Annotated in this window: 23 protein-coding genes; 12 read left to right on the top strand and 11 right to left on the bottom strand. The window is 54.2% G+C overall.

Annotated features, from left to right (window positions below; translation table 11 throughout):
• The first annotated feature begins 335 nt into the window (after positions 1-335).
• Complete coding sequence (locus tag EA58_RS11220) at positions 336-908, top strand: gamma carbonic anhydrase family protein (RefSeq protein WP_036752621.1); 573 nt, start codon at positions 336-338, stop codon at positions 906-908.
• On the opposite strand, the gene EA58_RS11215 is transcribed toward EA58_RS11220, so the two are convergent.
• The 4 genes from EA58_RS11215 to tsaC are packed head-to-tail and all read right to left on the bottom strand — an operon-like array spanning position 881 to position 3,504.
• Positions 881-1,144 carry a DUF1488 family protein gene (locus tag EA58_RS11215; RefSeq protein WP_036752619.1) on the bottom strand — a complete coding sequence of 88 codons (264 nt, stop codon included), beginning with the start codon at positions 1,142-1,144 and terminating at the stop codon, positions 881-883. The genes EA58_RS11220 and EA58_RS11215 overlap by 28 nt on opposite strands.
• 9 nt (positions 1,145-1,153) lie before the next feature.
• On the bottom strand, positions 1,154-1,993 hold the full coding sequence (aroE, locus tag EA58_RS11210; RefSeq protein WP_036752616.1) for a shikimate dehydrogenase: 840 nt from the start codon (positions 1,991-1,993) through the stop codon (positions 1,154-1,156).
• A gap of 43 nt (positions 1,994-2,036) precedes the next feature.
• Positions 2,037-2,939, bottom strand: a complete 903-nt coding sequence (gene hemF / locus EA58_RS11205) for an oxygen-dependent coproporphyrinogen oxidase (protein ID WP_036752613.1) — start codon at positions 2,937-2,939, stop codon at positions 2,037-2,039.
• A 7-nt stretch (positions 2,940-2,946) separates the two neighbouring features.
• Positions 2,947-3,504: an L-threonylcarbamoyladenylate synthase type 1 TsaC gene (gene tsaC / locus EA58_RS11200; protein WP_036752611.1), complete on the bottom strand. Its 558-nt coding sequence runs from the start codon at positions 3,502-3,504 to the stop codon at positions 2,947-2,949.
• A gap of 197 nt (positions 3,505-3,701) precedes the next feature.
• Between tsaC and purE the strand changes: the two genes are divergently transcribed.
• Positions 3,702-4,190 carry a 5-(carboxyamino)imidazole ribonucleotide mutase gene (gene purE, locus EA58_RS11195; protein WP_036752609.1) on the top strand — a complete coding sequence of 163 codons (489 nt, stop codon included), beginning with the start codon at positions 3,702-3,704 and terminating at the stop codon, positions 4,188-4,190.
• A 2-nt stretch (positions 4,191-4,192) separates the two neighbouring features.
• The gene (locus tag EA58_RS11190; RefSeq protein ID WP_036752606.1) at positions 4,193-5,311 is read left to right on the top strand and encodes a 5-(carboxyamino)imidazole ribonucleotide synthase; all 1,119 of its coding nucleotides are present in this window, start codon (positions 4,193-4,195) and stop codon (positions 5,309-5,311) included.
• A gap of 66 nt (positions 5,312-5,377) precedes the next feature.
• On the opposite strand, the gene EA58_RS11185 is transcribed toward EA58_RS11190, so the two are convergent.
• From EA58_RS11185 to EA58_RS11170, 4 genes are read right to left on the bottom strand one after another with little or no spacing between them, the layout of a single operon-like run.
• Positions 5,378-5,983 (bottom strand): DNA topoisomerase family protein, encoded by a 606-nt coding sequence (locus tag EA58_RS11185; protein WP_036752603.1) that lies wholly within the window; start codon positions 5,981-5,983, stop codon positions 5,378-5,380.
• A 32-nt stretch (positions 5,984-6,015) separates the two neighbouring features.
• A complete protein-coding gene (locus EA58_RS11180; protein WP_036752600.1) occupies positions 6,016-6,489 on the bottom strand; it encodes a DUF494 family protein in 474 nt (157 codons plus the stop codon).
• Positions 6,490-6,491: 2 nt separating this feature from the next.
• Complete coding sequence (dprA, locus tag EA58_RS11175; RefSeq protein ID WP_036752597.1) at positions 6,492-7,586, bottom strand: DNA-processing protein DprA; 1,095 nt, start codon at positions 7,584-7,586, stop codon at positions 6,492-6,494.
• A 1-nt stretch (position 7,587) separates the two neighbouring features.
• Positions 7,588-8,271 (bottom strand): hypothetical protein, encoded by a 684-nt coding sequence (locus EA58_RS11170; RefSeq protein ID WP_036752594.1) that lies wholly within the window; start codon positions 8,269-8,271, stop codon positions 7,588-7,590.
• A gap of 271 nt (positions 8,272-8,542) precedes the next feature.
• On the opposite strand from EA58_RS11170, the gene def reads away from it, so the two are divergent.
• From def to EA58_RS11145, 5 genes are all read left to right on the top strand, one after another.
• On the top strand, positions 8,543-9,052 hold the full coding sequence (gene def / locus EA58_RS11165) for a peptide deformylase (RefSeq protein ID WP_036752591.1): 510 nt from the start codon (positions 8,543-8,545) through the stop codon (positions 9,050-9,052).
• 15 nt (positions 9,053-9,067) lie between these two features.
• A complete protein-coding gene (gene fmt / locus EA58_RS11160) occupies positions 9,068-10,012 on the top strand; it encodes a methionyl-tRNA formyltransferase (protein ID WP_036752589.1) in 945 nt (314 codons plus the stop codon).
• A 133-nt stretch (positions 10,013-10,145) separates the two neighbouring features.
• Positions 10,146-11,444, top strand: a complete 1,299-nt coding sequence (rsmB, locus tag EA58_RS11155) for a 16S rRNA (cytosine(967)-C(5))-methyltransferase RsmB (protein WP_036752586.1) — start codon at positions 10,146-10,148, stop codon at positions 11,442-11,444.
• 161 nt (positions 11,445-11,605) lie between these two features.
• The gene (trkA, locus tag EA58_RS11150; RefSeq protein WP_036752583.1) at positions 11,606-12,982 is read left to right on the top strand and encodes a Trk system potassium transporter TrkA; all 1,377 of its coding nucleotides are present in this window, start codon (positions 11,606-11,608) and stop codon (positions 12,980-12,982) included.
• 6 nt (positions 12,983-12,988) lie between these two features.
• The gene (locus EA58_RS11145; RefSeq protein ID WP_036752580.1) at positions 12,989-14,434 is read left to right on the top strand and encodes a TrkH family potassium uptake protein; all 1,446 of its coding nucleotides are present in this window, start codon (positions 12,989-12,991) and stop codon (positions 14,432-14,434) included.
• Between the two features lie 20 nt (positions 14,435-14,454).
• On the opposite strand, the gene trhA is transcribed toward EA58_RS11145, so the two are convergent.
• Together trhA and EA58_RS11135 are read right to left on the bottom strand one after the other, a co-directional pair.
• Positions 14,455-15,123: a PAQR family membrane homeostasis protein TrhA gene (gene trhA, locus EA58_RS11140; protein WP_036752574.1), complete on the bottom strand. Its 669-nt coding sequence runs from the start codon at positions 15,121-15,123 to the stop codon at positions 14,455-14,457.
• A 118-nt stretch (positions 15,124-15,241) separates the two neighbouring features.
• Positions 15,242-16,036, bottom strand: a complete 795-nt coding sequence (locus EA58_RS11135; RefSeq protein ID WP_036752571.1) for a sporulation protein — start codon at positions 16,034-16,036, stop codon at positions 15,242-15,244.
• 160 nt (positions 16,037-16,196) lie between these two features.
• Between EA58_RS11135 and EA58_RS11130 the strand changes: the two genes are divergently transcribed.
• From EA58_RS11130 to EA58_RS11115, 4 genes are all read left to right on the top strand, one after another.
• Complete coding sequence (locus EA58_RS11130) at positions 16,197-16,463, top strand: YihD family protein (protein ID WP_036752570.1); 267 nt, start codon at positions 16,197-16,199, stop codon at positions 16,461-16,463.
• A 168-nt stretch (positions 16,464-16,631) separates the two neighbouring features.
• A complete protein-coding gene (gene ccoG / locus EA58_RS11125) occupies positions 16,632-18,062 on the top strand; it encodes a cytochrome c oxidase accessory protein CcoG (RefSeq protein ID WP_036752569.1) in 1,431 nt (476 codons plus the stop codon).
• 169 nt (positions 18,063-18,231) lie between these two features.
• Positions 18,232-19,221 (top strand): serine/threonine protein kinase, encoded by a 990-nt coding sequence (locus tag EA58_RS11120; RefSeq protein ID WP_036752568.1) that lies wholly within the window; start codon positions 18,232-18,234, stop codon positions 19,219-19,221.
• A gap of 73 nt (positions 19,222-19,294) precedes the next feature.
• Positions 19,295-19,897 (top strand): thiol:disulfide interchange protein DsbA/DsbL, encoded by a 603-nt coding sequence (locus EA58_RS11115; RefSeq protein ID WP_036752565.1) that lies wholly within the window; start codon positions 19,295-19,297, stop codon positions 19,895-19,897.
• Positions 19,898-19,967: 70 nt separating this feature from the next.
• On the opposite strand, the gene EA58_RS11110 is transcribed toward EA58_RS11115, so the two are convergent.
• Positions 19,968-20,638 (bottom strand): ATP-binding protein (locus EA58_RS11110; protein ID WP_036752562.1); only part of this gene is annotated, 671 nt, incomplete at its 5' end.

Below are 20,638 nucleotides of genomic sequence, written 5' to 3'. Positions count from 1 at the left end.
CAAATTGTTAAAGAACTTTGTTTCACATTGAATCCTGTGATTCAACTCTCGAAACGGGCGGCCATTCTATCGAATCAAAAGTCAGTGTCAAACACTTTTTTCAATTTAATTTCTTGCCGCTTACCTCATCGAACCGAACCGCTTTCTGCCGTTCCTCCGTGTCGGTGAGGCGGCATTATAGAGAGTTCGATCACATTGGCAATAGCGAAATTGAAATAAATTCGTCATTTTGATTTAAGCGCGCATTATTCACACAACATCACAGTTTTTCGATGGTATAAACACCGGAGAACTCTCAAGTTCAGTGTACATCCCCAATTCTCTGAGGTATCGCAATGCAAAACGCTCTTCGCCCCTACAAAGGAATACGCCCAACTGTGGGACAACACGTCTATGTCGACTCCTCAGCCGTATTGGTTGGGGACATCCACTTAGCGGATCACAGCAGTATCTGGCCTTTGGTTGCAGCACGCGGCGACGTCAACGCCATCAAGATAGGTGAGCGCACCAACATACAGGACGGCACCGTTCTGCACGTCACCCGTAAAAGCGATGCTAAACCGGATGGCCATCCTCTTATTATTGGCGATGATGTGACAATTGGCCACAAAGCCATGCTGCATGGCTGTCAGGTCGGTAATCGGGTGCTGGTTGGCATGGGAGCGATACTGCTGGACGGTGCAGTTATCGAAGATGATGTGATTATCGGGGCAGGGACCCTAGTGCCGCCCGGAAAAGTTCTGGAAAGCGGATATCTGTATGTCGGCAGCCCGGCCAAGCAGGCAAGACCACTCACAGATGCGGAGCGGGCCTTCCTGCCGCAGTCGGCGGATAATTACGTCCGCCTGAAAGATGAATATCTAACTGAAGCCGAATCACTTCAATCAATCATCACTTCGCCATCCTGATTGAAATCTTCGTCTTCAATCATGGATTCAGCAAGTTCTTCCAGATCGAAGCGATAACTTGTGAAGGCGGTTAATATAGCCGCCTCATCTGTCAGTACTTCACCGGCTTGTTTTTCTAACCATATAAGGCTTACCCAACAACGAATCAGTGCGCCTGCCTGCTGTGCAGGAAAGCACACCGCCTGACGTCCACTGTCCCAAGTCTGGATATCAGCAAATAAAATGTCTTGATTCATCGTGATTCACTATTTCGTTTGCAGTGCGCGACGCAGTTCACGTAACACCTGTTCTGTTCCGGGGCGTATTCCCCGCCACAGCAAGAAGCTTTCCGCAGCCTGACCCACCAACATCCCAAGCCCATCAATCACTTTGAGAGCGCCGAGTTCAGCCGCCCACTGGTTAAAGGTCGTTTCCTCCTGCCCATAGACCATATCGTAACAGACCAGGTCAGGGTGTATCAGAGATGCAGGAATACCTGGGAGTGACTGACTCAGACTTGCGGAGGTCGAATTGATAATCAGATCGAAATGCTGGTCCGCAGAGAGTGCATCCAGTGCGATTGCTGAAACCTTGCCGTGCGAGGCAAACAACGCTGCCAGCGCTTCTGCTTTAGAAAGGGTACGGTTGGTCACTGTCAGACTGGCCGGTTTCTGAGCCAGCAAAGGCAGAATCACCCCACGGGCAGCACCGCCGGCGCCCACCAGCAAGATATGCTTGCCTTTCAGTTCAACCTGATTGCGCAGCAAGTCCTGCACCAAGCCTTCACCATCGGTGTTGTCACCAAGGATCCCGCCGTCATCCAGTTTTTTTAAAGTATTGACCGCTCCCGCCAGGCGGGCACGTTCGGTCAACTGAGTGGCAAAGGTAAACGCCTGCTCTTTAAAAGGAACCGTAATATTACAGCCACGGCCACCCGCCGCGAAAAACTGACTGGCCGCCGCTTCAAAGCCATCCAGTGGCACCAGCTGAGCTTCGTATGTCATCTTCTGAGCGGTCTGACGCGCAAACAGAGTATGAATGAAAGGTGATTTACTTTGGGCAATCGGGTTGCCGAACACCACGTACTTATCTGCATCCTGACTCATCGCTGCAATATCTTCCTTATCACGTTACTGCTTTCTGCTCGCTTTACCACTCACGCGGGGTGAGGTAATCGTACAATCTGGCTTCCTGAGATCCCGGCTCTGGCTGGTAACAATATTCCCAGCGTGCCAGAGGCGGCATCGACATCAGAATAGATTCCGTGCGCCCGCCGCTCTGTAAGCCAAACAGAGTCCCGCGGTCATACACCAGATTAAACTCAACATAACGGCCACGGCGATACAACTGGAACTCTCGCTCACGCTCACCGTATGGGGTAGGGGCACGTTTTTCAACAATCGGCAAATAAGCATCCAGATAGCCCAGACCAACTGCCTGCATGTAAGCAAAACTTTTCTCAAAACCCCACTGGTTTAAATCGTCAAAGAAAAGGCCACCCACGCCCCGGGTTTCCTGACGATGCGGCAGGAAGAAATATTTATCACACCAGGCTTTGTGCTCGGCATAAACGTCGCCACCAAAGGGCGCACAGAGATCTTTCGCAACCTGATGCCAGTGTCGGCAGTCTTCCTCAAATGGATAGAACGGCGTCAGGTCAAATCCGCCGCCAAACCACCAGACCGGATCTTCGCCCTCTTTCTCTGCAATAAAGAAGCGGACATTGGCATGCGACGTCGGGATATAAGGATTTTTAGGATGGATTACCAGAGAAACACCCATCGCTTCAAAGCGACGTCCAGCCAGTTCCGGACGATGTGCAGTGGCAGAAGCTGGCATCTGCGCGCCATAGACATGAGAAAAGTTCACACCACCTTGCTCGAAAACCGCACCATCACGCAACACCCGGCTGCGGCCACCGCCGCCTTCTTCACGATCCCAGCTGTCTTCAACAAAACAGGCCTGGCCATCCTGAGCTTCCAGGGCCTGACAGATTTTATCCTGTAATTCCAGTAAGAACACCTTCACGGCGTGTTTATTGACGTCTTGCATGCGTATGTTATCCCTGTCGGAAAATTTGTCCTGTGGCAGCATCGCGAATTTCGGACGGATTGTCACGGCCACCCGTCTCACCGTGCAAAATGGTACTCAAGTGTGCTCCGAGTTGTGCTTCCACTTCCAGCACTGTGCGGCAAGGCGGTTCACCGGTCAGATTGGCACTGGTCGACGTCAGCGGCTTTCCAAACGTACGGCACAACTGTTGTACCAACGGATGATCCGTCACCCGTACCGCAATCGTCGAAAACTGCCCCGTCAGAAATGAAGGAACACCCGGTTTCGTCGGCATCACCCAAGTCACGGGTCCCGGCCAGGAGGCAAAAATCTGGGCCTTCTGCGCTTCGGTCAACCGGCTATCGTCGACGTAAGGTGCAAGTTGAGCATAATCCGCCGCAATCAGAATCAGGCCTTTCTCGACCGGGCGCTGTTTTAGTGCCAGCAGTTTAGCAACAGCCTCGGGATTATCCGGATCACACCCAACACCAAATACGGCTTCGGTCGGGTAGGCAATCACTTCACCTTGTGTAAGCGCGGTGACGACTTGACTTAAATTATCCACACTATCCTCGATGCGTTGTCGCCAGATTCATTCCCTGACGACAGATGAAATTCACTGGCCGCTATTTTAACTGAATCTCAGCGAACTGCACCCATTGCACACCAGCACGCGACGCAAACGTTTTCCTTAAGGGAAAATCTCCGTATAATGCGCCGCAAACCCTCTTACCTGATTCACATAACCCTAAGGAGTTCGGGATGAAAGTCGGTATTATTATGGGCTCAAAATCTGACTGGCCAACCATGCAACACGCAGCAGAAATGCTGGATCGCTTTAATATTGCGTACGAAACCCGTGTGGTTTCCGCACACCGGACTCCACACCTGCTGGCCGAATATGCAGAGACGGCTCATGAACGTGGAATTTCAGTGATTATCGCAGGTGCCGGCGGTGCTGCTCATCTGCCGGGGATGACCGCAGCATTTACCAGTCTGCCTGTTTTGGGCGTACCAGTTCAGTCCCGCGCTCTGAAAGGCATGGACTCCCTGCTATCGATTGTGCAAATGCCAAAAGGCGTCGCTGTTGGCACTTTAGCCATTGGAGAAGCCGGCGCAGCCAATGCAGGCCTGCTTGCCGCCCAAATCATCGGCACTCAGGATGCCACCGTCATGGCCGCCATTGATGCCTTCCGTAAAGAACAGACCGATACTGTCCTGAGTCAGCCGGATCCATCCGAGGACGCATAAGGATGAAAAAGGTTCTGGTACTGGGAGCAGGTCAGTTGGCCCGCATGATGGCACTGGCCGGCGCTCCCCTGAATATCGAAGTGATGGCCTATGACGTGAACAGCGGTCAGGTCGTCCATCCACTGACACTGGCACCGGTGCTGTCCGGTCTGGACAATGCCATTGACTATGCTGAGGTCATTACCGCTGAATTTGAACATGTACCGCACGATGTGCTGGATAGCTGCGAGGCCAGCGGCAAGCTCAAGCCAAATGCAGCCGCTATCAAAGCCGGTGGCGACAGACGAATAGAAAAAGCCCTGCTGGATCAGGCAGGTGTGGCCAACGCCCGTTATCAGTTAATTCACTCAGAATCCGATTTGGCCTTGGCCGCAGAAACAATCGGCTTGCCGCTGGTGCTGAAAAGCGCACTGGGCGGCTATGACGGCAAAGGTCAGTGGCGGCTGAAAACGATGGACCAGATCCCGGCTATCTGGCAGGACATTGCCGGCTTTCTGTCAAACGCACCAGAACAGTCCATTGTTGCAGAAGCTTTTGTGCCATTTCAGCGTGAGGTGTCGATGATCGGCGCCCGGAATGCTGCAGGTGAAACCGCTATATATCCGCTGACAGAAAACGTGCATACCGCCGGTGTACTCAGCCGCTCGCTGGCATTGGAAGAGCAGGGCGATTTACAACAGCAGGCCGAGAGGATGTTCAACGCTGTTGCCGCAACCCTGGATTATGTCGGTGTCCTCGCCATTGAGTTCTTTGATGTGAACGGCCAGCTACTGGTCAATGAAATCGCGCCGCGAGTCCATAATTCAGGTCACTGGACGCAGCAGGGAGCGGACACCTGTCAGTTTGAAAACCACCTGCGGGCGGTCTGCGAGCTGCCCCTTGGCAGTACAGCGCAAATCCGCAGCACAGTGATGATCAATATTCTGGGTGAAGATACCGTACCCAAAGCGGTACTGGCACAACCGGGCTGCCATGTGCACTGGTATGGCAAAGAAAAACGTCCGGGACGCAAAATGGGTCATATGAATGTCACCGCAGCGAGCCATACTGAACTGGTTCAGACGCTGGACCATTTAGCTCAGCTCCTATCGGAAAACAGCTTCCCGGTGGTTCGGCTCTGAACCAACATCTCCCCCTAAACCATAAAAAGCCAGCAATGCTGGCTTTTTATTTCAGTGTCATCGTATTTAAGCATCATCCGCCTCAGAAGACGGCGTCTTTTCCGGTTTCGACGAATCCGGTTCCGACTGATAATGACCGCACTTCCGATCGGCACACTGCAGTTTTGTGCCCCGAGCCAGTTTTTTTTCAATCAGCAGGCCAAAACCACATTGTTCACATTGGCCGGGGACGGGCGGCGCATTCACCGCAAACCGGCAGGATGGATATTGATCACAGGCATAGAAGCGCTTGCCATAGCGGGATTTCCGCTCGACCAAATGTCCTTTTTGGCATTCAGGACAGGTCATATGGGTCTCTTCGGCTTTCTTTTCAGGCGAAGCCAGATAGTGACACGCCGGATAAGCACTGCATCCGATAAACATCCCGTAGCGGCCCTGGCGCAGCACCAACTCACTGCCACAGTCCGGGCACGGCTGCCCCAGAGGCTTCACAATATGGCCGTCATTATGGTGTAAGGGCTTGATATAATCGCAAGCCGGATACGCACTGCATCCCAGAAATGGGCCGTGTTTTCCATGCCGTATGAACAGAGCCGCCCCGCATTGTGGGCAGGGCGTCTCCTCGTGAGTCGGGTGGGTTGAAAATAATTCAGGATTGATCTTACTGGCCATACGTCAGGCCTTATCTCCTGTGACAATAGCGATTAATGCAGATAGCCGTCTTCGGCACCGTACAGCAATTCTTCCATCTGGCTGTAGGCACTTTCGTTCCCAGGTGCATTGAACAGCACCATCAGAATAATCCACTTCAGATCATCGAGTACGAATTCAGCCGTTTCCAGTTCCATCACCCGGTCAATCACCATTTCACGCGTTTCTGAACTCAGCACATGGATCTGCTCAAGGTAGGTCAGAAAACCACGGCAGGCGACGTCCAGACGGTTCATTTCTTCCAGGGTATAGATACGGATCGATGTCACCGCACTGGTGTTCATGTACGGTGTGTGGTCTGTATCCTGTAACGCTGCAAGTTTTTCAAGCCAGGTCAGGGCTTTATAGATATCTTCCTGATGAAAGCCCGCACGCAGCAACTCTTCAGACAATTCGTCCTGATCCACCATTAACTCAGCGTCGCTGTGAATATAGGTTTCAAACAGGTACATGAGTATATCCATCATGACTAGCCCCTCCTCGTTCTGATATAGCCACCGGGCACTGAAGTGACAACCCCTTGCAATTCTAACTCCAGCAATTGCGTCATGACCTCATGAACAGGTTGTGCACAGCGTTCAGCAACCACATCTACGGGTGTTGCTTCATTGCCTACGTTAGCCAACACCGCATGAAATGGCAATTGCTCATTTTCAGGATGTGGCAGCGATACGCTCAATTGACTACTTTTTGCACAGCGGGTGAGTATCCCCACCTCCTCAAAGATATCGACCGGACTTTCCACCAGTTTAGCACCGGATTTAATCAAGGCGTTGCAACCTTTGCTTCCAGGTGCATAAATCGACCCGGGCAGGGCAAAAACGTCGCGATTCTGCTCCAGCGCATAGCGGGCAGTGATCAAAGAACCACTCTTGAGTGCAGCTTCTACCACCAGCACACCCACGGACAATCCACTGATAATCCGGTTACGGCGGGGAAAATGTTGCGGACGCGGTGGCTCCGACGGCCAGAATTCTGACACCAGCGCACCTTGTGCTGCAATTTGTGATGCCAGTTCCCGGTGCGCAGCCGGATAAATTCGTCCCAGCCCAGAGCCCAGCACGGCCACCGTCGCCCCACCGTTTTTCAGGGCACTATGATGCGCATAGCCATCTACGCCCAGCGCCAGACCGCTGGTGACCACATAATCGGCCGCGACCAGGGCCGCAGCAAAATCCCGTGCGGCTTCTCGCCCATCCAGACTGGCCGAACGGCTACCCACAATCGCCAGCTGAGGTTCGCTGAGCCATCGCGGGTCGCCTCGAATAAACAACACCGGCGGTGGAGAACTGATTTCTTTCAATAATCGGGGGTAGGCCGGATCGGTCAATACCAACAAGTGCTGGTTCTCCTGCTCACACCAGCGCAGTGCTTCATTCAGCCGCTCAGGCTTCGGACGTCGTAACAGAGCAATCTGCGGTGCTTTCAACCCCAGAGACAGCAGCATCGGTTCCGGCATCGCCCGCAGCTCAGACACACTTCCGTGCTGCAGCAGTTGATCAATCCGCTGTCCGCCCAATCCGGGCACAGCCGCCAGTGCCAGCCAATCTTCCTGATGACTCATCTTAATGGGCAATCCTTTCCGCAACATCCCCGGCCTGAATCGGCCCCTGGCTTCGGATCACCCGGGCGAGACTCACCTGAGCAGAGGTACTCTTCACTTCAATGTCCGCCACCAACGGCCGCCCCAGTAAACCACGTTGAATCCGCCAACGCTGTCCCGCCGCTAAGCCATGGCTGGCCCCTCGATCGAGGACCAACCAATCATCCGATGCCAGATAAGCGCGTTCCTGCAAACCACCGAGCACACGCGCTGAAACAGGGGGCGTTCCGGACACGGCCTGCAAGTGAGACGTCGCGACCGTCAGCAATCGGTCACCGGGCCGAACTTCCTGTAACCAGTCTGTCATGATAAGTCGGCTGCCCCTTTCATCATTGTCCACCACCCTGACACGGGCCACCGGAAGCATGCCCCAGACATCTGCCGCTGAATGTGTGGACGACCTCACAGGACTGAACGCCCGGGTCGGCCGAAACACCGCCCATTCACTCCCGATCGTCAGGATCTCCCTGACCAGCAAGCCATCATCGCCAGCCAGATACCGACGGCTACTCAGAACGGGGACAATCCGCGGCGCTGCATCCAACTGCGCCGCAGAAATCAGCCGAGCCTGTGACTCGGGCGATGCCTGTATGTCGCCAGCCCACAACGCCAGACAAAGAACACCAATCTGATCCAGTTTTTTCATGCTGCTTTTCCTGCTTCGCCAACATCGTTCCACAGCATGTCAGAGCACATTTCAGGCCGTCATCACTGGCTCACACCGACGCACCGCCATTGCGGCTGTGCTCGCGATTTAGGTTCAAAATTTCAACGTCTTTTCTTCCAACCGACGGGCTGCTTCACAGCCAACAGCGTAACGGGCCCGAACAGCAAAGCTGTTCTTTAGAGTCGAAAATGACTAGAATTAGAGCAAATACAGTTATTCTCCTTTTATATCTCTATTTTTACGGGAATCTATGTCTGTTCTAAACGTGTTAACTTTCCCTGATGAGCGCCTGCGCACGGTTGCCAAACCTGTCGAAGCGATCACACCAGAAATCCAGAAAATCGTCGATGACATGCTGGAAACCATGTATGACGAAGACGGTATCGGTCTGGCAGCCACTCAGGTGGATTTTCATCAGCGAATCGTAGTCATTGATATCTCGGAAGAACGCAACCAGCCAATGGTGCTGATTAACCCAGAAATTCTGGACAAACGCGGCGAAGACGGCATCGAAGAGGGCTGTCTGTCTGTACCGGGTGCCCGTGCCTTAGTGCCGCGTGCGGCAGAAGTGACCGTCCGCGCGCTGGATCGTGATGGCAAGGAATATACCTTCGAAGCCGACGACCTGCTGGCTATTTGTGTGCAGCACGAGCTGGATCACCTGGCAGGAAAACTGTTCGTCGATTACCTGTCTCCGCTCAAACGCCAGCGTATCCAGAAGAAACTGGAAAAAATGAAGCGTTACCAAGAGCAAGTCTAATAAGCCGAGGTTATCTTGAGCCAACCTTTACGTATCGTCTTTGCTGGTACACCTGATTTCGCCGCCCGTCATCTGGCGGCGTTATTGTCTTCTCAGCATGACATCATTGCCGTATACACCCGTCAGGACCAGCCGGCCGGACGGGGTAAAAAACTCACGGCCAGCCCAGTCAAACAACTGGCGCTGGAACACGACATTCCGGTCTATCAGCCCAAAACGCTGCGCGATGAAACAGCACAGCAAGCGCTGGCGAGCCTGAATGCTGACCTCATGGTCGTCGTCGCCTACGGGGTGATCCTGCCGAAAGTTGTGCTGGATACACCACGTCTGGGCTGTATCAATGTGCACGGTTCGATTCTGCCGCGCTGGCGGGGTGCCGCACCCATCCAGCGTTCCATCTGGGCCGGCGATGCAGAGACCGGCGTCACCATCATGCAGATGGACGAAGGACTGGACACCGGCGATATGCTGAAAATCGCCACGCTGCCAATCGAGCCGACCGACACCAGTGCCAGCATGTACAACAAGCTGGCTGAGCTGGGTCCGCAGGCACTGCTGGCTTGTCTGGATGAGATTGCAGCGGGTCGCGCTGTGCCAGAGAAACAAAACGACGAACAGGCGAATTACGCAGAAAAGCTCAGTAAAGAAGAAGCAAAAATTGACTGGTCCATGGATGCCGAAGCCATTGAACGTTGCATTCGCGCCTTTAACCCATGGCCCATGAGCTTTTTTGAAGTGGCAGCGCAAAACGTCAAAGTCTGGCAAGCCGAAGTTGAAGCTGATCACCAGGGTCAGGCGCCGGGTACGATTTTATCTGCCGACAAACAGGGCATTGTCGTTGCGACAGGCAAAGGTGCACTGCGACTGGTTCAGCTGCAACCGCCGGGTAAAAAAGCCATGGCCGCACAGGATCTGCTGAATTCTCGCCGCGAGTGGTTTACACCGGGCACCGTGCTGTAATCTCCGTGCCCGAGTCATCATCAGCCAGTGAACAGAATACAGACTGTTTCACTGGCTTTTTCTTTCGCCGCTCCGGCGGCAGGATGACAGCCAATCGCTGACATCCGGTAGTCATCAAGTCAGGAACACATTCATGAATGTAAGAGCTGCTGCGGCCCAAGTGATTTATCAGGTTGTCGATCAAGGCCAGTCGCTTTCAACGGCCCTGCCTGCGGCCCAACAGGATATCAAACCACGCGACCATGCCCTGCTGCAGGAAATCTGCTATGGCGTGCTGCGATGGCTGCCACGTCTGGAGTCGATCACGCAGTCGCTGATGGATAAACCGCTCAAAGGTAAACAGCGAGTCTTCCACCATCTGATCCTGGTCGGTCTTTATCAGCTGAGTTTTATGCGGATTCCGGCCCATGCCGCGGTGGCAGAAACCGTAAATGCCACCAAAACGTTGAAAAAACCTCAGCTTCGCGGCCTGATCAATGCCGTACTGCGTAACTACCAGCGCCAGCAGGAAACGCTGGATCAGCAAGCCATGAGCCACGATGCCGGCAAATATGGTCATCCGGGCTGGCTGCTGAAAATGCTGCAGGCACATTACCCAGACCAGATTGAAGCCGTTACCAGCGCCAATAATACCAAGGCGCCAATGTGGTTACGCGTCAACCGCCGTCACCACACCCGTGACCAGTACCAAGGCTTACTGGATGCTGCGGAGATCAGTGCGACAGTTCATCCGCAGGCGGGTGACGCTCTGAAACTGGACAGCGCCTGTGATGTCCACCAGTTACCGGGCTTTGCCGAGGGCTGGGTGTCCGTTCAGGATGCCGCCGCACAGCTCGCGGTCGATTATCTGCAACCGCAGGCGGGTGAGCTGATCCTCGACTGTTGTGCCGCACCAGGCGGAAAAACAGCCCATATTCTGGAGCGAGAGCCCGATGCCCGCGTGGTTGCCATCGACAGTGACGACCAGCGTCTGCTGCGGGTCAAAGATAACCTGCAACGCCTGAGACTGGACGCCGAAGTCCTGTGTGCTGACGCTCGTTATCCGCAACAGTGGTGGCAGGGTGAAGCCTTCGACCGGATCCTGCTCGACGCGCCTTGTTCAGCAACCGGCGTGATCCGCCGTCATCCGGATATCAAATGGCTGCGACGTGCCGATGACATTGCTGCACTGGCGACGCTCCAGGCAGAAATTCTTGATGCGATGTGGCAGCAACTGAAGCCGGGCGGCACCTTAGTTTACGCAACCTGCTCCATCATGCCGCAGGAAAACCGTGAACAGGTGAAAGCTTTCCTGTCCCGCACACCGGATGCAGCACTGGCAGAACATAAAGACAACGGCAACGACACTGCGCCGGGACGTCAGATCCTGCCCGGAGAATCTGATATGGATGGCTTTTATTACGCCGTGCTGGAAAAACGGCCGTCAGTGTAAGAAATATAGCGAAAGAAGCGGCATTCCTGACAAAAATGCAAAGTTAAGTCTTTGTGCAAACTGGCTAAAAATGCTGCTTCTCTCGTTAAGGCAGTGTACCCTAGGGCTTTTGCCCTGATGGGCAACTGTATCGATCTGAGAGCATTTATCAGGCAACAGCTATGAAAATTATCATCCTTGGCGCAGGCCAGGTCGGCGGGACGCTGGCTGAAAACCTCGTCGGCGAGAACAATGACATCACCATTGTCGATTCCAATCCGGAGCGACTGCGGGAGTTGCAGGACAAGTACGATCTGCGGGTCGTGCAGGGCTATGCCAGCCATCCCCGTACCTTACGCGATGCCGGTGCTCAGGACGCAGACATGCTGGTCGCAGTCACCAACTCCGATGAAACCAACATGATTGCCTGCCAGATTGCTTTCTCGCTGTTCAACACCCCGAACCGGGTCGCCCGAATCCGTTCGCCGGAATACCTCAAAGAAAAACATCAACTGTTCCATACCGATGCCGTGCCAGTCGATCACCTGATCGCACCGGAAGAGCTGGTCACCGGATATATCGAACGCCTGATCGCCTATCCGGGTGCACTTCAGGTGGTAGGCTTTGCCGATAACAAGGTTGGTCTGGTGGCGGTGAAAGCCTATTACGGCGGTCCGCTGGTCGGCAACGCACTGTCAGCACTGCGCGAGCACATGCCGCATGTTGATACTCGGGTCGCCGCCATTTTCCGTCAGGGCAGGCCCATTCGTCCGCAGGGCACCACCATCATTGAAGCGGATGACGAAGTCTTCTTTGTCGCGGCCAGCAACCATATCCGCTCTGTGATGAGTGAGCTGCAACGGCTGGAAAAACCTTATAAACGCCTGATGATTGTTGGTGGTGGTAACATCGGGGCCGGTCTCGCCAAACGGCTGGAAAACAGCTACAGCGTCAAACTGATTGAGCGGAACCCGCAACGGGCGGAAAGTCTGTCGGAAATGCTGACCAACACCATTGTGTTCTGCGGGGATGCCTCGGATCAGGAGCTGCTGAGCGAAGAGCATATCGAGCAAATCGACGTCTTCATTGCAGTCACCAACGATGACGAAGCCAACATCATGTCGGCCATGCTGGCCAAGCGGATGGGTGCCAAAAAAGTCATGGTGCTGATCCAGCGTGGTGCTTACGTCGATCTGGTGCAGGGCGGTACCATTGATATCGCCATTTCACCGCAACAGGCAACCATTTCGGCCCTGCTGACCCATGTGCGTAAAGCGGATATCGTGAACGTTTCTTCGCTGCGTCGCGGTGCCGCCGAAGCGATTGAAGCCATTGCTCACGGCGATGCCACCACGTCAAAAGTGGTCGGGAAAGCCATCGGGGACATCAAGCTGCCACCGGGCACAACCATCGGTGCCATTGTCCGGGGTGATGAAGTGTTGATCGCTCACGACCGTACCGTGATCGAGCAGGATGACCACGTCGTCATGTTCCTGGTCGACAAGAAGTACATCCCTGATGTGGAACGTCTGTTCCAGCCAAGTCCGTTTTTCCTGTAAGCAGTTATGGTCAATTTACGTCCCATTCTCTTCGTGATCGGGCTGGTGCTCTCCAAGATCGCCCTGTTCATGTATCTGCCCACCATACTGGCCTTCCTGACCGGTACGGGGGGCTTTATCGATTTTGCGACTGCGGTCATCATCACGCATATCGTGGCCTTTACCTGCCTCAGTCTGGGCAAAGTGAAAGAGTTCAAGCTCGGGGTCCGGGATATGTTCCTGCTGACAACGCTGGTCTGGACGGTCGCCAGTGCGTTTGCAGCGTTGCCCTTTATGCTGATCAACCACATCAGCTTTACGGATGCCTATTTCGAAACCATGTCCGGGATCACCACCACTGGTTCCACGGTGCTGAGCGGACTGGATGATATGGCACCGAGTATTCTGCTGTGGCGTTCCACTCTGCAATGGCTGGGCGGCATCGGATTCATCGTCATGGGGGTTGCGATCCTGCCGATGCTGAATGTCGGGGGGATGCGTCTGTTCCAGACCGAGTCGTCGGACTGGTCGGAAAAAAGCTCGCCGCGGACCAAGAACGTGGCCAAAAACATCGTCACGGTTTATCTGAGCCTGACCGTGATGTGCTTTCTGGGCTACATGTGGGCAGGCATGAACTCCTTTGATGCCATCAACCATGCCTTTACGACGCTATCGACCGGCGGCTACTCAACGTCAGATGGCTCCATGAACCACTTTTCACCAGCGGCGCACTGGGTGGCCATCATTTTTATGTTCGCCGGCGGCCTGCCATTTCTGCTGTTTGTGCAGGCGATGCGGAAGCGCCAAGCCGGTTCTCTGGTCCGGGACGCTCAGGTCCGTGGCTACAGTATCACCATCCTGATCGTCAGCCTGATGGTTGCGCTATGGCTGTGCTGGCAAAATGGCTATGACTTCAGCCATGCGATCCGAGTGTCCATGTTCAACATCATTTCCGTGGTCACCACCACCGGATTCGGACTGGAAGATTTTACAGCCTGGGGCCCTTTCCCAACGGTCATCTTTGCCTTCATGATGCTGGTCGGTGGTTGTTCCGGTTCAACTGCCGGTGGGTTCAAGGTCTTTCGCTTTCAGGTCGCTATTGCCCTGCTGCGCAAGCAGTTGATGCAGTTAATTCATCCGTCCGGGGTCTTTATTCAGCGCTATAACCAACGCCCGGTCACCGACGGTATCGTTCGTTCCGTGGTGGCTTTTGCGCTGACGTTCATCATGACCATCATTATCATCGCAGCCCTGTTGGCCATCCTGGGGTTGGATCCGGTCACCGCCATCAGCGGTTCAGTCACTGCGGTCGCCAATGTGGGGCCGGGTATGGGAACCGTCATCGGGCCAACCGGCAACTTTGCAACCCTGCCAGATGCCGCCAAATGGCTGCTCAGCCTCGGCATGCTGATGGGACGACTGGAAATCCTGACCGTGCTGGTACTGGCATTCCCGGCATTCTGGAAGAACTGATCGCTCAGATGATTGCCGGGCTACAGCCCGGCAGTTGGTGCCACATACCAGTAAATCGCCAGAAAATGACAGACAGTGCCACCCAGAACAAACAGATGCCAGATCGCATGGTTATAGGGGATTTTTTTGTTCACATAAAAAATCACGCCAAGAGAATAAACCACACCTCCCATTGCCAGCAGCATCAGCCCGGCGGTTGACATGGCCATCGCCAGCGGATAGACCGCCACCAGTGACAACCAGCCCATCGCCAGATAAATCACCAGCGACAGTCGCTTGAAGCGATAGACAAACACGACTTTGAAAATGATCCCCAGCAGGGCAACCGTCCAGATCACCGCCATCAGCGTGACCGCCAGCGGTGTCCGCAATGTGATCAGCAAAAATGGCGTGTAAGTTCCGGCAATCAGCAGGTAAATGGCACAGTGATCCAGCGTTTTCAGAACCCGCTTGGCACTTTCAAAAGGAATGGCATGGTACAGGGTCGATGCCAGATACAGCAAAATCATGCTGGCACCGTAAATGCTCAGACTGGCCACACTCAGCGCATCGGCATTGACCTCAACGGCCCGCATTAAAAGCATGACCAGCGCCACAATACCGAAGAGCATGCCGGCACCGTGACTGAGACTATTGGCCACCTCTTCGGCGACGGAGTATGAGTTAGACGTTTTCTGTGGTCTGGGCATGAAGGCTATCCGCTGTGTTATCCCGCTGTATTGTCGTCCCAGCAGTATGGCACAGTTTAGCTTACACCTGTAAGCTGAATTTTATGACACCGCTGTGACCCCGGTGCCACCGCTTAGATCACGGATCGTCAACCTGCGCCAGATAAGCAAGCACCTGTTCTCCAATGTCCATCGGGTCGATCGTCAGAGGGATTGCGAGCTGACGCTTAAGCTCACCGCCACCGAGCAGACGGGCCAGCATCCCGCTCACACCACGCTGACGGCGATCGATGGCAAACCACAGCGTCAGGTGATCGCCATCCACCTGAGTGATCAACTCCAGCTCCCGCCATCGGCCGTGATATGGGCCGGAAACCGGCACAAATTCAAAGACCTGAACAAAGGGGAGGGCAAAACCGTCCGTGGCCTCACATTCAACCTGCAACAACCGGAATCCAGCCTGCTCAAGGGCAGTAAACACCGCATCCAGCAACGGGTCAGGCCGAATCGTCAGCGGGTCTTTATCTTTGGGATCCAGCGCCAGCGGAATCTCCAGATGAGTTTCCAGCCATACCCCGGAATCCCCAATCGTGATTGGCGTATTCACGGGCAGTTCAAAGCGACACTCGAACTGACGCTGTTCACCCGCCCTCAGTGTGAACGCCTCCGGCAGGCTCCACTGCGCCAGCGTGTAGGTCTGCTGCACTTTCTCCATGCGGTGTTCGCTGTCGCCCCGGCTTACCGGCACTTCATCTTCATAGCGACAACATAAATACAGGTGAATGTTGTCCACCGCCTGAGCCACTTTGCCGCCTTTCACATCAATACGCACCGGCAGGCTCTGGCCGGGCAGCAGGACTTCCGTTTCCAGCACCGTATCAACTCTGGCACCACCTAATCCCAGACTCGCCAGTGTTTTATGAAAAAGTGACATCAGGGCTCCTTGTCAGTATTCATCGGTCATGTAGAGGTATGAAACCAGTTTATCTGCCCGATCCGACTTCATCAAGCCGCCGGATTTTCTGAGTGGTTTCGAGGAACAATTCACCTCTGTTATAATCCCCACAAAGTATAAGCTTAATAAGGAGCCCGGCGTGACCGAACACCGTATCACTGAATTACTGGCGCTGCTCCAGCCACACTGGCAGCAATCCCCGGAGCTAAGTCTGGCTGCCTTGCTGGATCAACTAGCCAAAGAAGCTGGTTTCAGCGGTCCTTTAGCCGAACTGAGCGACGACATCCTGATCTATCAGCTCAAAATGCGCGGTGAAGGTCAGGACGCCATGATCCCCGGTCTGGTGAAAGACTGTGAAACCGATTTTAAAACCGCGCTCCTGAAGGCCAGAGGCGTGCTCAAATAGACCATATCATTAATAAGCTTTTATCCGTGCGTTTTTTGAGCGAGGTAGAATATTCAACCAGTTAGATAAGATATAATCACTTTTTTATTCCCAATGAACCATGATTGCCCAGGCCATGTACCCGGGCGACAAACGCCAGTATTGGCAATGCCCAAGGAATGCAATGTCATGAGCCAAGAGAGAATCAACATCAAGGATATCACTCCCAAGGAGTTCAATCCGAAAACCCATAAAGGCGGTGATGACCGCTTTAACCCAAGTAACCGCATTTATGTGCGGGCCATGAAAGGGGCTTACCAGCAACTGCGCCAGCGGATGGGCTGGCTGATGATGGGCCTGTTTCTGGCACTACCCTGGATCACTTATAACGGACGGCAGGGCATCCTGCTCGACATCGGCCGTCAGCAATTCAACATCTTCGGCACCACCTTCTGGCCGCAGGATCTGACACTGCTCGCCAGCCTGTTTATGGTTGCGGCTTTCGGACTCTTTTTTATCACCACCTTTTTAGGCCGCGTCTGGTGTGGCTATATGTGTCCGCAAACCGTCTGGACCTTTATCTTCATCTGGTTCGAAGAAAAGCTGGAAGGCCCGGCCAACAAACGCCGGACGCAGGATGGTAAGCCACTGACCCGGGCACTGCTGGTTCGCAAGACCCTCAAGCATATCGCCTGGCTGGCGGTCGCGCTGATCAGCGGCCTGACCTTCGTCGGTTACTTCCTGCCGATCCGCGAGCTGTTTGCCGACTTCTTTACCTTCAATGCCAGCTTCCTGGCTGGCTTCTGGGTGCTGTTTTTCACTTTCTGTACCTACGGTAACGCCGGCTGGATGCGTTCAATCGTCTGTATCCACATGTGTCCGTATGCCCGGTTCCAGTCGGCAATGTTCGATAAAGACACTTACATTGTTGGCTACGATGTCGCTCGCGGTGAAAATCGTGGTCCGCGCTCACGCAAGAAAGATCCGAAAGAGCTGGGCCTGGGCGACTGTATCGACTGTAACCTCTGTGTTCAGGTCTGCCCAACCGGGATCGACATCCGTGACGGCCTGCAATACGAGTGCATCAACTGCGGTGCCTGTGTCGACGCCTGTAACCAGACCATGGACAAAATGGGGTATCCGCGCGATCTGATCAGCTACACCACAGAGCACAAGCTCGAAGGCCATCAAACCCGCGTGATGCGGCCGAAACTGATTGGTTATGGCGTGGTGATGCTGGCCATGTTCGGTCTGATGGCCTACCTGATTGCGACCGTGCAACCGATGGGGCTGGATGTGATCCGCGACCGAAATCAGCTGTTCCGAATCAACACAGAAGGCCTGGTAGAAAACACCTACACCCTGAAAATTCTCAACAAAACGCAGCAGAATGCCACCTACACGCTGAGTGTTGAGGGGCTGAAAGATGTGGAATGGTACGGCCCGAAACAGGTCAATGTAGAAGCCGGTGAAATCTTCTCGCTGCCGATCAGTCTGGGGGTTGACCCTTATGAACTGGCTCGCCCGATAGTCGATATCCGCTTCGTGATGGAGCAGCAGGACGGCGATGACGTGAACCGTCTGATCACCGACAGCCGGTTTATCGGTGAGCTGCGATAGCACCTTTGCGTAAACCGTTCAGTCAATCAAGGGCCGGTCACGGCCCTTTTTTCATGGTGACGTATGCATCTGGCAAGCAACGGAAACCAATAACAAAGCGTTGAATCCTGCCTCTTGAAGTCACTTGGGTATATACTGATGCGACCTTTTTCAAGATGGCTGTAACACCATGACAGCACAAGATGATTTCAGTTTTGCCGACCTGACCCCGGATCAGTTGCTCCATGCGCTGGAAAGTATCGGCGTGTACGCCGCCTCTGGGCTGTTGCCGCTGAACAGTTATGAAAACCGGGTTTACCAGTTTACCGATGATGAAAGGCGCCGTTATGTGGTGAAATTCTATCGTCCGCAGCGCTGGAGTGATGCCCAAATCCAGGAAGAGCACGATTTTGCTGCCGAGCTGGCCGAGCAGGAAATCCCGCTGGCCGCCCCCCTGATGATGCACGGCAACACACTGCACCACTTCGAGCAGCACCGGTTTGCTCTGTTCCCAAGCTTGGGCGGGCGCCAGTTTGAGGTCGATAATTTTGACCAAATCGAGCAGGTCGGCCGTTTTCTGGGCCGGATCCACAAAGTCGGTCAGCACCGTACCTTTACACACCGACCCACCATCAGCCTGGAAGAATATCTTCATCAGCCTCGGGCTTTGCTGGCGCAGTCCGGCTTTATCCCGGCACATTTAGAAAATGCCTTTTTTCAGGATCTCGACCGCCTGATCACAGCGCTCAGTGAACAATGGCACACCGACTGGCAGCCACTGCGGATCCATGGCGACTGCCACCCGGGCAATATTCTATGGCGCGACGGCCCGTTATTTGTCGATCTGGACGATGCCCGCAATGGTCCGGCAGTCCAGGATCTGTGGATGCTGCTCAACGGCGACCGCGCCGATCAACTGGCCCAGCTCGACACCCTGCTGGAAGCCTACAGCGAGTTTTCCGATTTTGATCCCCGTGAATTGCAACTTATTGAACCATTACGTGGTCTCAGAATGGTGCATTACATGGCATGGTTAGCAAAACGCTGGCAAGATCCGGCCTTCCCGCGTGCATTCCCTTGGTTTGCTGATGCAAAATACTGGGAAGGGCAAGTCCTCGCCATCAAAGAACAACTGGCAGCCCTTGACGAGCCGCCACTGCAGCTGATGCCCCAATGGTGATCAGTCTGACTTGAATCCGAACGCGGGTGTCTGTATCAGACACTGCATTGATTTTTCAGGGAGAACCCGAGACATGTTCAAACAACTTTTCGCACTGGCAACCGCCGCGCTGCTGTCTTTTTCGGTTTACGCCACCGAGTTTACTGAAGGCGACTACTACCAGGTGCTGGAACAACCAAAGTCAACTAATCAGACCGTGGCCGAGTATTTTTCATTTTACTGCCCACACTGTTACAACTTTGAACCGCTGATCCAACAGCTGAAAACCAAGCTGCCAGAGAATGCGAAACTACAGAAAAACCACGTTTCCTTCATGGGGGGTAACATGGGTATTTCTATGAGCAAGGCTTACGCGACCGCTGTCGTTCTGGATGTGGAAGACAAAATGATCCCGGTTCTGTTCGAGCAAATCCACAAACTGAACAAAGCCCCCCGAAACGACGAAGCGCTGCGCCAAATCTTTATCGACCAAGGTGTGAATGCCGAAGACTTTGATGGTGCCTTCAACAGCTTCGCGGTGAATTCCATGGTGAACCGCTATAACAAAGGCTTCCGCGACAGCGGCCTGACCGGCGTCCCGGCGGTGATCGTCAACAACAAGTTCCTGGTGAAAACCGACAAAGTGAAATCAGCCGACGAGTACTTCGAGCTGATCAACTTCCTGTTGAAAAAATAAGTCTGTTTTTTCCATGAAAAAAGGGCCGGAAGGCCCTTTTTTTTTGTAACAGCTCAATATCAAGTTCCTATCACACCACCTGACTCGTGAGCTGCTTCAGCAGCCGATCCATGGCGCGGTAGCCCAATGCTTCGGCCAGATGCGCTCGTTCGATCTCGGGTTTGCCGGCCAGATCGGCAATCGTGCGGGCGACTTTGATGATCCGGTGATAGGCGCGGATCGACAGGCCGAGCTGGTGCAGGGCGGTTTCGAGAAATTCCGCATCGGCTTTAGCCAGCGCGCAGTGCTTGTCCAGCTCACGGGTGCCCAGCAGGGCGTTAATCTTGCCGCTGCGGTGCTGCATCCGGTGGCGGGCCTCTGCCACGCGCTCCTTAATCACCCCTGTGTTTTCGCCACGATCGCCGCCCTGAGCCAGCGTGCCACGGGGCAGGGCCGGGATTTCAATCGACATATCAAACCGGTCCAGCAAGGGGCCGGACAGCCGCCCCAGATAACGCAGAATGGCCTGTGGATTGGTTCGGGTCTGACTGCCTTCGTAATAACCGGTCGGGCTGGGATTGAGCGCACCGATGAGCTGAAACCGAGCCGGGAAGGTGGTTTTACTGGTGGCACGGGAAATCACGATCTCGCCAGATTCCAGCGGTTCCCGTAATGAATCCAGCACTTTACGCTCAAATTCCGGCATTTCGTCTAAAAACAGAATCCCGTTGTGGGCCAGTGAGATTTCACCGGGGCGGGGGA

The organism is Photobacterium galatheae (assembly GCF_000695255.1).
GTDB lineage: Bacteria > Pseudomonadota > Gammaproteobacteria > Enterobacterales > Vibrionaceae > Photobacterium > Photobacterium galatheae.
This window is presented reverse-complemented; position numbering and strand designations above follow the sequence as displayed.